The following is a 10568-nucleotide window of genomic DNA, read 5'->3' as shown; positions in this document are numbered from 1 at the left end:
GCACAGGTCCGGGCACGACGTCGTTGTGCACCGAATTCACGCCGTCCCGACAACGAGCTCGCGCCCGGGCTTGCCGGCCCGGGCGCGAGATCTATCGTGCGAATTGCGCTGTGCGGGAACCGCTCAGGCGCGGGGCTTGCGCTTGTGGTCCTGGCGCTTGAAGTCGCGGTCCGCCGGGCGGCGGGGAGCGCGGCTCATCGAACGCTGGCCGGGCGCGCCGGAATCGAGCTCGAGCTGGATGAGCTGACCGCTGATGCGGGTGCGGCTCAGCGCGTTCAGCGTCTCCTGCGACAGGTCCGCGGGCAGCTCCACCAGCGAGTGGTCCGGGCGAATGCTGATGTGCCCGAAGTCGCTGCGGCGCAGGCCGCCCTCGTTGGCGATGGCGCCGACGATCGCGCCGGGCGCGACCTTGTGGCGCTTGCCGACCGCGATCCGATAGGTGGCCAGCTCGGCGCCGGTCTGACGGTGCAGCGACGGACCGCCCTCGCGCGGACGGCGTTCCCGGTCACCGGCGAACGAACGCTCCGGGCGCTCACGGCGCTCGCGCACGACGGGCTCCGGATCGGGCTCCATGAAGAAGTTGTTGCCGTCGTACGAGCCGACCGCCAGCGCCGCGGCGATGTCCACCAGCGGGATGTTGTGCTCGCGCTCGTAGTCCTCGATCAGCTTGCGGAACAGCGGCAGGTTCGCCGAGGACAGGTTCTCGGTGATGGTGTCGCCGAACTTGGCCACGCGCTGCGCGTTCACGTCGTCGACGCTGGGCAGCTGCATCTCGGTCAGCGGCTGGCGGGTCGCGCGCTCGATCGCATCCAGCAGGCGGCGCTCGCGCGGGGCCACGAACAGCAGGGCGTCACCGCTGCGGCCCGCGCGGCCGGTGCGGCCGATGCGGTGCACGTAGGACTCGGTGTCGTGCGGGATGTCGTAGTTCACGACGTGCGAGATGCGCTCGACGTCGAGGCCGCGGGCGGCGACGTCGGTGGCGACCAGGATGTCGAGCTGGCCCGACTTGAGCTGGCCGATCGTGCGCTCACGCTGGGCCTGGGCGATGTCGCCGTTGATGGCGGCGGCGGAATAGCCACGCGAGCGCAGCTTTTCGGCCAGCTCCTCGGTCGCCTGCTTCGTGCGGACGAAGATGATCATCGCCTCGAAGGACTCGACCTCGAGGATGCGCGTCAGAGCGTCCAGCTTGCGCTGGTACGACACCGACACCCAGCGCTGGGTGATGTTCGTGTTGGTGGAGGTCTTGGTCTTGACCGTGATCTCCACCGGATCGTGCAGGTACTGCTTGGCGATCTTGCGGATCACCGGCGGCATGGTCGCCGAGAACAGCGCGACCTGCTTCGTGTCGGGCGTGTCGCGCAGGATGCGCTCGACGTCGTCCTGGAAGCCCATCTTGAGCATCTCGTCGGCCTCGTCGAGGACCAGGTACTGCAGCTGGGTCAGATCCAGCGTCCCGCGCTCGAGGTGATCGATGACACGACCCGGCGTGCCGACCACGACGTGCGCGCCCCGGCGCAGACCGGACAGCTGCACGGCGTAGTTCTGACCGCCGTAGATCGGCAGCACGTTCAGACCCGGAATGTGGGTGGAGTACCGGCCGAAGGCCTCCGCCACCTGGATCGCGAGCTCACGGGTCGGCGCCAGCACCAGCGCGCGCGGGGCCTTGCCGGTGACTTCCAGACCCATGAGGATCGGGATGGCGAAGGCGGCGGTCTTACCGGTGCCGGTCTGGGCGAGACCCACCACGTCCGAACCCGCCAGCAGCGGTGGAATCGTCGCCGCCTGGATGGGCGACGGCGATTCGTAGCCGACATCGGCGATGGCCCGCAGGACGCGGTCATCGATACCGAGATCAGCGAAGGACGGGCCGTTCGCGTCCCTCTCGTCGTCAGTGGGAACGCTGTCGGCCGGTGAGGTACTCATTGACCAGCAGTTTACTGCCTTGCCCTGGTCGCCCCGACCATCGGGTGAATAGGCTGGAAGACGTGCAACCGGACAACCCGCCCGCATCCGCGGCAACGACCCCCGTTCTGCCGGCATCGGGACCGGTTCACGCCGAACCCGCGCCGGTCCGCAACTACGTCACCGGCGCGGTCACGACCGCCGAATCCGGCAGCTCAGAGGTGATGAGCGCGCTCGCCCAGGAGCCGGCGGCACAGGCGGCGAGTCCCGCCGGGGTGTCGCCCGCGGGCGCGGTGGACATCGCGGTGGTGCAATTCGCGCCCGGCGCCGACACCGTGGCCAATCTCACCGCGCTGCGCGCCGAGGTACGGGCGGCCAGTGAACTCGGAGCGAAGGTCGTCATCGCGCCCGAGTACGCCATGTACGCGGTGACGCGGCTGGACGAACGGGTGGTCGCGGCGGCGGAACCGCTCACCGGACCGTTCGTGAACGGATTGCGCGGCATCGCAGCCGAATTCGGGGTGCACCTGGTGGCCGGTGTGGTGGAGGCGCCGGGCGGCGACCTGCCCGCGGACCGCATCTACAACACGCTGGTCGCGGCCACGCCGAACGCCGAATTCGCGGCCGTGTACCGCAAGGTGCACCTGTACGACGCGTTCGGCTTCCAGGAATCCGAGCTGGTGCTGCCCGGCCCGCTCGACCCGCCGCAGACCTTCACCGTCGACGGGGTCGTGTTCGGCATGCAGACCTGCTTCGATCTGCGCTTCCCCGAGGGCATCCGGCGCATCGCCGACGCCGGCGCGCACGTGCTGGTCCTGCCCGCGCAGTGGATTCCCGGGCCGGGCAAGGTCGATCAGTGGACGACGCTGCTGCGCGCGCGGGCCATCGAGAACACCATGTACGTCGCCGCCTCGGACCAGGCCGCCCCGCGCGGCTCGGGCGCGTCCACGATCATCTCGCCCAGCGGCGCGGTACTGGCCGAGCTCGGCGATCAGCCGGGCATCGCGACGGCGCGCGTCGATCTGGATCACCTGCGCGAGGTGCGCACCACGAATCCGAGTCTGGCCCTGCGCCGCTTCGGGATTCGCGAAGCGTAGAACCCTCGCCGGGAGAATTCGCACACGTACACGGACCGCCGCCCGGTTCGTCGCGCGGCCCGAGGTCGTCGCCCGGCAGCGATATCGCCCGGCGAGATCCTCGTGCGCGGCGGTGCCGCAGCGGGATATGCGCGAGGCTCCGCTGGAAAACACGGGCCGTGCACGGGTACCGCGGCGTTCGCTCCCGGACCGGGTCGGCCCGGCGCACCTAGACTGGACGGTAATGACCTATCCGGATCGAGGGGCCGCCGGGCGGGCACTGGGCGGGGTGCTCGTGCGGTTGCGCACGGCGGATCCGCTGCTGCTGGGGTTGCCGCGCGGCGGGGTTCCGGTGGCGGCGGCCATGCGCCGCATCATCGGCGGGGATCTGGACGTGCTGCTGGTGCGCAAGCTCGGGGTGCCGTGGCAGCCCGAGCTCGCGGCGGGCGCGATCGGCGAGGACGGGGTGCGGGTGCTCAACGCCGACGTGCTGCGCCACACCGGGGTCACCCCCGAACAGATCGCCGAGGTCGAGGCGCTCGAACGCGCGGAACTCGAACGCCGGCGGGCGCTGCTGCGGCCGACGCCGCCCATTCCGCTGAAGGACCGCACGGTGGTGATCGTCGACGACGGCATGGCGACCGGCGCGACGGTCGCGGCCGCCTGCGAGGTCGCCCGCCTGCACGAGCCCCGCCACCTGCTGGTCGCGGTCCCCGTCTCGTCCTGGGAAGCGCTGCAGCGCATTCGGGCGCTGGCCGACGAGGTGATCTGCCCGCTGGTCCCCCGCGAACTCGGCGGCGTCGGCGCGGTCTACGACGATTTCCACCAGCTGACCGACGAGGAGGTCGTCGCGCTGCTGTACCCGGCCGGCTAGCGCGGGCTACTCGATTTCGGTGATGCCCGCGCGGTGGCGCTGGGCCAGGTCGGCGTAGTACGACGGGTTGATCTTGACCCACATTTCGGCCTGTGTACCGGCGATCGGGCGTTTGACCTCGGCGGGCGCGCCCGCGGCGAGGACGCCGTCCGGGATCTCCTGGCCGGGCTGCACCAGGGAGTGGGCGGCGATCATGGTGCCGCTGCCGATCTTGGCGCCGTCCAGCACCGTGCTGGCGTTGCCCACGATGGACTCCGCGCCCAGGGTCGCGCCGTGGAACACCACCGCGTGCGCCAGCGTCGCACCCGGCCCGATCTCGACGGTCACCTCCGGCGGCACGTGGATCACCGCGTTGTCCTGCACGTTCGCCCGTTCGCGAATGATGATGGGCGCGAGGTCGGCTCGCAGCACCGCCCCGTACCAGATCGAGGCGCCCGCCTCGACCCGGACGTCGCCGATGAGGGTCGCCGTGGGCGCGATGAAGGCCGTCGGGTCGATCGTGGGCCGCTTGCCTTCGAATTCGTAGAGTGGCACGCCTGCCAACGTAAACCCTTGCCCCCGCGAACGGTTCGGGATGGCCGCGCCGCGCCGCGAATTCGCGCGTGGGAAGGCTGGGACTCGGTCAGTGGAGCTGGGGCAAGGCGGCCACCCAGGCGGCGATATCGGCGGCGACCTCGGCTTGGACGGGCTCGTGGAGCAGGTCGTGGCCGGCGTCCGGGTACTCGCGGTACTCGGCTCCGGGTTGGCGGCGCACCCAGGCGCGGACGGCGTCGACGGGGGCGCGGCGGTCGTCCACGCCGTGCACCACCAGTGCCGGAAGCCGGGGCGGGAGTTGGGGTTCCGTGCCGGGTGTGGACGCCGGCGCGGCGGAACCGGGGCGGGCGGGCGGCGGCGGGGCGGAACCGGCCGCCGGGGCGGGGCGGGCCGACTGCGGCGGGGCGCCGTGCAGGACGGTTCGCGGGGTGCCGCACAGGATCAGCGCGGCGAGCGGGGGCGGAGCCGGGTGCGGGGGCACCAGGGCGGGAACCGCACCGACTGTCGCGAGGGCGGTGGCGGCGCCGAGCGAGTGGCCCATCAGCACAAGGGGGGTTGGCGGGATCAAGGCGAGGAAAGCGTGTGCGTCTCCGGCCAATTCGGTCAGGGTGCCGGGGTGGGCCGGGTCGCCTTCGCTGAGGCCGTGACCCGCGGTATCCAGGGTCCACAGGTCGATGCGCGCGGCGTTCAGGACGCGCGCGAAACGGTGGTAATGGCCGCTGTGCTGGCCGATTCCGGGTAACAGGGCCACGCTCGCGACGGCGTCGGCGGCGGGCCAGTGGCGGTGGTGCAGCCGCCCGCGGGGGCCATCGAAGAACGGCATCCGGCGATTGTCGCAAATGCCGGGACAGCCGGATTCAGCCGCCTGACCGGGGCGGCGCGCGGGTGCGCGCCCGCTTCGTAATGCCGGGCGACACGCCGAGACGGGCTGTAGGGTTCTCCGCGTCCGGCCGGGCCGGCAGCACGCATCCAGTCATTACGCAGTGACGCGACTCGGCACGCACAGGCGCGTGCGGCAGGCGCGGTCGCCGGCGCAACGGCACAGGAGGGCCGCGATTGATTCTGTTCGGTGATCGTGTCGTGTGCAGCACCTCGGATCTGGTGTCAGCGGCGCGTTGTGAGTTCGCGCTGCTGCGCGCCCTCGACGCCGAACTGGGGCAGGTGCCGCGGATCGCCGATCCGGCCGCCGCCGATCCGGCCCGCGATCCGGCCGTGGCGGACCGGCTCGCCGATCTCCGGGATCGGTTCGGCGCGAGCGTGGTCCGCGTCCGCGGCCCGCTGGACGCGCCCGATCGAACGGCGACCCCCGCGGACCTCACCGCCGCGCACGAACAGACCCGCGCCGCCCTGCACGACAGAGCCGACGTGGTGGCCGATGCCGTCCTGTTCGACGGGTCCTTCGTGACCCGCTGCGATTTCCTGCTGCGCGACACCGCGTCCGGCGACCCCGGCTACATCCCGGCCGCGGTCGCCACCGCCGCGACCCGGATGACCGCGCTGCTGCGCCTGTCCGCCACCGCGGAGGCGCTGCGCGACATCGGTTTCCGGCCCCGCCCGCACGCGCACCTGTGGGTGGACGGCGTACCCGTCACCGCGCCCCTGGCCGAGATGGCCCTCGTGCACGCGGCCCGCCGCCGGCGGCTCGACCTCATCCTGGACATCAAACTCGGCGAACTGCTCCCCGTGCAGTGGGGCGACCGCCGCTTCCTGGCCTGCGGCCGCTGCGCCGTCTGCACCACCGAACTCCATGCCCAGCGCGATCTCTGGCTGGTCGCGGGCATGCGCGCCACCACCCACGCCCAGCTCCGCGACGCCGGGATCACCACGATCGAGCGCCTGGCCGCCGCCGACGACACCGTCACCGGCGTCCCCGCCCCCGCCTTCACCGCGCTGCGCCGCCAGGCCGAACTCCAGCTGCACCGCGAGCGCAGCGCCCACCCGACCCACACCCTGCTGTCCGCCGCAGCCCTGGCCGCCCTCCCCCCGCCGACCCCGGGCGATCTGTTCCTGACCGTCGCCCCGGCGCTCGGTGTAGCCGAATCCCATACTCGGGCGGCGGAATACCATCTCGCGCCCAGTTCCGGCCCGGGCATCCCGGGCTCCGATCCGTTCGCCCCTAGCGACAAACGATTCGACCCGCACCGGGCCGGACCCGGCCGCGCCGCGCCGCGCTGGAACACCGCACACGGCCCGGTGATGGACGGATTCGGCGACCCGATCGCATCGCCCCCGATCCACACGGCAGTCGAGCACGGTGTGCTCGGCCGGTCGCCCGAGATCCGCTTCGCACCGGGCGATCTCATCGTGCGCGTCTGTACCGTGGCCGTGCCGGGGTATCTCGGGGCGGCCGTCGAACCCCCCGGGAACCTCGCCGCGCACTCGGCGCGCGCCCGGGCCGACTACGCGGCGCAGTGGGGCGCGGGCAACCGGGTCTTCGAACTTCTCGCCGGCGGCGGAACAGGCGGAGCCGGGGGAACATTCGAGGCTGGCGCTCCGCACCCGGGAGCCGGAGCACTGGCCACCGCCGCGTGGCACCCGGTCATGTTCGCACCGGGTCATGCGCCGGTATCCGTGCGCTCCTTCGTGATTCGGCGCTCGGTCACCGATCCGGAGGACGACGGTCTCGCGCTGCTGGCGTTCCTCGAGGAATGCCAGGCCCGCCATCCGGACCTGCGCATCCACCACTACCGCACGGCGCTGCGCCCGCTGCTGAGCGAACTCGGCGAACGCCGGACCGACGGCGAGGACGCGGCCGCGGAACTGCTGCCCGCCGTGGTGGATCTGTACCCGATCGTGCGGGCGGCGATGATCGTCGGGGCGCGCTCCTACGATCTGAGCGAGCTGCCGCCGAATCGCGCGGCGCACGACCACATCCGTTCCGGCGACCCGTATTTCACGCATCCGGGTGACGCCGGCCGCGGCCGTCCCGGCGATCCGGCCGCGAACGCGGGGATGGCCCACGGCCCCGACGAATCACACGAACTTCAAGAAGACCCCGAAGCCGTACTGCGCCTGCGGGATTGGCTGGCGGAACTGGCCGCCGAGCACGGGGTCCCGCCCGCGCGCCGCCTGTCGTACGACTACTGGGAGAGCGGGCCGGACGAAGTCGAGGCCGCGCTGCGGGAGTTCGCCGACAGCGGGCACCCCGACCACCGGGACATCGCGCAGGTGGCGGCCGCGTATACCGCTGCCGCACTGGGGTATCACCGGCGCGAACGGCGGCCGCTGCGCTGGGCGCACGAGGATCGGCTCGATCACCCGGTGGAGGAATGGGCCGAGACCCCCGGGGTACTCATCGCCGATCAGGGCACCGTCGACACCGACTGGCACGGCACCGGGCACCAACCCCTGCGCCGCTACCTCACGCTCACCGGGCGACTCGGCACCGGCAACGCGCCGCCCCCGGGCACCCCGGTGCTGACCCTCTACGACCGGCCCGCGCCCGGGATGCGCACCGCGCCGGGCCGCCGCGCGTTCGCGTACGCCACGGTGCTCGGCGGCGTGCCCGCGGCGAACTTCGAGGACGTGATCCGGGTGGTGGAACTGCTGCCCGAGGACTGCGCGCCCTACACCGAGTTGCCGTCCGCGATCGTCCCCCGCCCGCCCGGCCGGGACGAACACCTCGAGGACGTGCTCGAGGACGTCGCGCACCAGCTCCTGGTGGCGCTGCCCGACGTGCCCGCGAACGCGGTGTTCGACCTGCTGTGCCGCCGCCCGCCCCGGCTGCGCGGCGGCGGCCCGCTGCCGGAGGTGTTCGGCGACCACGCGTCCGCGGTCACCGCCGCCATCCTCGAACTCGACAACTCCTACGTCGCGGTCCAGGGCCCGCCCGGCACCGGCAAGACCGACACCGTGGCGCGCGTGCTGGAGAGACTCGTCACCCGGTACCGATGGCGCGTGGGGGTGATGGCACGGGCGCACCCGGTGGTGGAGCACGTGCTCGACGCGGTGGTGCGCGAGGGCATCCTGCCCGAACTGGTCGGCAAGACCGACGCGCGCTCGGTCGCCTCGGAATGGCTGCACATCGAGGCCGCGCACTACACCCGGTTCCTGGACAACGCGGTCAACGGCTGCGTGGTGGGCGGCCTGACCCGCGATTTCACCGAACCCGGGCGCATTCCGTGCGACCGGCTCGATCTGCTGGTCATCGTGGACGCGGGCCGGCTCCCGCTGGCCGAGGCGGTCGCGGTGGCGGCCGGTGCCGCCAACCTGCTGCTGGTGGGCGATCTCGCGCCCGCCGCCGGGCACGGCGTGCATCCCGAACCGGTGGGCGACTCCGTGCTCGGCCGCGTGGTCGGACCGCATCGCACGCTCCCCGCCGCCTACGGCTACTTCCTCGACCGCACCTGGCGCATGCATCCGCGCATGTCCGGCCCGGTGTCCCGGCTGCGCTACGACAACCGGCTGCGCTCGAACGAAACCGTCACCCTGGCAAGAGAACTCGACGGCGTCGCGCCCGGCGTGCGAACGGTGACGGTCGAACATCACGGCAACAGCACCGAATCCGCCGAAGAGGCGCGGGAGATCGTGCGCCAGGTACGCACCCTGCTCGGGCTGCCGTGGCAGACCGCCGCGGGCACCCGCCGCCTGCACCCGCACGACATTCTGGTCGTCGCGCCCTATCACGCCCAGGTCGCGCGCATCCGAACCCTGTTGTCCCGCGCCAGGATCGAGGACGTCCTGGTCGGCACGGCCGATCACTTCCAGGGGCGCGAGGCGGCGGTGGTGCTGGTCTCCATGACCACCTCCGCCCCGGGGGACGCGCCCCGCGGCGTCGGCGCGCTGGTCTCGCGGCACTGGGTCACCGGGGCCATCTCCCGGGCCATGTGGTCGGCGATCATCGTCCGGTCACCGCTGCTGACCGAATTCCTGCCCGCCACCGAGGCCGAACTCTCCGATCTGGCGGCGGTGCTCCAGGTGGACCGGCTGTGAACGCCGGCGGCGGAACGCGGTGCGACGGCGGCACTCAGCCGAAGCACTGCCCTTCGCCGCGATAGGTCGGCACCGTCGTGCGCTGCCCGTCGCTGACGAGCTGCACGGCGGTGAACCGCTCGCACAGCTCACCGGCCTTGGCGTGCCGGAACCAGACGCGATCACCGATGCCGAGACCGTCCGCGCCGGTGAGCGGGGTCTGCACCTCGCCCGCGCCCTCGGTGCCGATCAGCCCCAATCCCAAGGGCCACACCGGCTTCGGCACCCGCGAGGCCCCGGCGGGGCCCGAGGCGATGTAGCCGCCGGAGTAGGCCGTGGCGATGCCCTCGGCCGGGTGCCGCAGCACCGGCAGCGCGAAGTACATGGCCGGCCGGGGTGCGAGGTTGCGGTAGCCGTCGAACAGGGTCGGCAGGTAGAGCCCCGACCCCGCGGTCACCTCGGTGACACCGGGCTCCTGAATGCTGACCTCGATGGATCCGGTGCCGCCGCTGTTCACGATCTCCAGCTCGCCGACCTCGGCCCGGACCGCGTCCAGCACCTTCCGGCGCCGCCGCAGGATCTCCATGGCCGAGAGCTTCTTCACCAGGCGCACAGCGGGATTGGTGTCGGGCAGCCCGGCGATCTGGGCCTCGTAGGTCATGACGCCGACCACCCGGAACCCGCGCCGCTTCGCCGCCGCGGCCACGCGCGCGGCCTGCTCGGGTTCGCGCAGCGGCGAGCGCCGCACGCCCAGGTGCAGCGGCCCGATGCGCAGGGAGGCGTCCACGTCCAGGCAGATCCGGGGCGCGGGCTGGTCGCCGATGACGGCGCGAATGAAGTCGAGCTGATCGAGATCGTCGATCATGAGGGTGATGGAGTCGAGCAGCACCGGATCGGCGGCGAGTTCGCGCAGCGCGCCCCGGTCGACGCTGGGGTAGCCGAGCAGGATGTCCCGCGCGCCCTGGCGGGCGAGCCAAATCGCTTCGGCGAGTGAATATCCCATGATTCCGGCGAAGCCACCGGAGCGGGTGAGATCGCTGCCGAGCACCTCTTCCAGCACGGCGCGGCAGCGCACTGATTTGCTGGCCACTCGAATCGGCACCCCGCGGGCGCGGCGCACGAGATCGGCGGCGTTGGCCCGCAGCGCGGCCATGTCGACGGCGGCCAGCGGCGGGTCGAGATCCTCGGTGGCCGCGTGCAGCCCCGGGATCGGAGACGGTTGGGTCACCACTTCATTCGATCACGAAACTGGTCACACGTCCAGTATCTCG

Annotated in this window: 7 protein-coding genes; 3 read left to right on the top strand and 4 right to left on the bottom strand. The window is 72.3% G+C overall.

Going from position 1 to position 10568, the window contains the following annotated elements:
- Positions 1-123: 123 nt before the first annotated feature.
- Positions 124-1923: a DEAD/DEAH box helicase gene (locus ACWIGI_RS14500; RefSeq protein ID WP_454202851.1), complete on the bottom strand. Its 1800-nt coding sequence runs from the start codon at positions 1921-1923 to the stop codon at positions 124-126.
- A 203-nt stretch (positions 1924-2126) separates the two neighbouring features.
- On the opposite strand from ACWIGI_RS14500, the gene ACWIGI_RS14495 reads away from it, so the two are divergent.
- Together ACWIGI_RS14495 and ACWIGI_RS14490 are read left to right on the top strand one after the other, a co-directional pair.
- On the top strand, positions 2127-2999 hold the full coding sequence (locus ACWIGI_RS14495) for a carbon-nitrogen hydrolase family protein (RefSeq protein ID WP_454202862.1): 873 nt from the start codon (positions 2127-2129) through the stop codon (positions 2997-2999).
- Positions 3000-3222: 223 nt separating this feature from the next.
- Positions 3223-3852 carry a phosphoribosyltransferase gene (locus ACWIGI_RS14490; RefSeq protein ID WP_454202850.1) on the top strand — a complete coding sequence of 210 codons (630 nt, stop codon included), beginning with the start codon at positions 3223-3225 and terminating at the stop codon, positions 3850-3852.
- Positions 3853-3858: 6 nt separating this feature from the next.
- Here ACWIGI_RS14490 and ACWIGI_RS14485 read toward each other — a convergent pair whose 3' ends face one another.
- Both ACWIGI_RS14485 and ACWIGI_RS14480 read right to left on the bottom strand, forming a co-directional pair.
- Positions 3859-4386 (bottom strand): gamma carbonic anhydrase family protein, encoded by a 528-nt coding sequence (locus tag ACWIGI_RS14485; protein WP_454202849.1) that lies wholly within the window; start codon positions 4384-4386, stop codon positions 3859-3861.
- A gap of 88 nt (positions 4387-4474) precedes the next feature.
- A complete protein-coding gene (locus ACWIGI_RS14480; RefSeq protein WP_454202848.1) occupies positions 4475-5209 on the bottom strand; it encodes an alpha/beta hydrolase in 735 nt (244 codons plus the stop codon).
- Between the two features lie 233 nt (positions 5210-5442).
- On the opposite strand from ACWIGI_RS14480, the gene ACWIGI_RS14475 reads away from it, so the two are divergent.
- Positions 5443-9318, top strand: coding sequence for an AAA domain-containing protein (locus ACWIGI_RS14475; protein WP_454202847.1), 3876 nt, complete (start codon positions 5443-5445; stop codon positions 9316-9318).
- 34 nt (positions 9319-9352) lie between these two features.
- Here ACWIGI_RS14475 and ACWIGI_RS14470 read toward each other — a convergent pair whose 3' ends face one another.
- Positions 9353-10525 carry an amino acid deaminase/aldolase gene (locus tag ACWIGI_RS14470; RefSeq protein ID WP_454202846.1) on the bottom strand — a complete coding sequence of 391 codons (1173 nt, stop codon included), beginning with the start codon at positions 10523-10525 and terminating at the stop codon, positions 9353-9355.
- Between the last annotated feature and the right edge of the window lie 43 nt (positions 10526-10568).

It is taken from the genome of Nocardia sp. NPDC055321, from assembly GCF_053645575.1.
The sequence above is the reverse complement of the archived record's forward strand: the minus strand, read 5'-3'. Positions and strand labels throughout refer to the sequence as shown.

What these genes read in the sequence shown, in the direction of transcription:
- ACWIGI_RS14500 (WP_454202851.1), bottom strand. Translation starts at nt 1,923, where the DNA reads ATGAGTACCTCACCGGCCGACAGCGTTCCCACTGACGACGAGAGGGAC.
- ACWIGI_RS14495 (WP_454202862.1), top strand. Translation starts at nt 2,127, where the DNA reads ATGAGCGCGCTCGCCCAGGAGCCGGCGGCACAGGCGGCGAGTCCCGCC.
- ACWIGI_RS14490 (WP_454202850.1), top strand. Translation starts at nt 3,223, where the DNA reads ATGACCTATCCGGATCGAGGGGCCGCCGGGCGGGCACTGGGCGGGGTG.
- ACWIGI_RS14480 (WP_454202848.1), bottom strand. Translation starts at nt 5,209, where the DNA reads ATGCCGTTCTTCGATGGCCCCCGCGGGCGGCTGCACCACCGCCACTGG.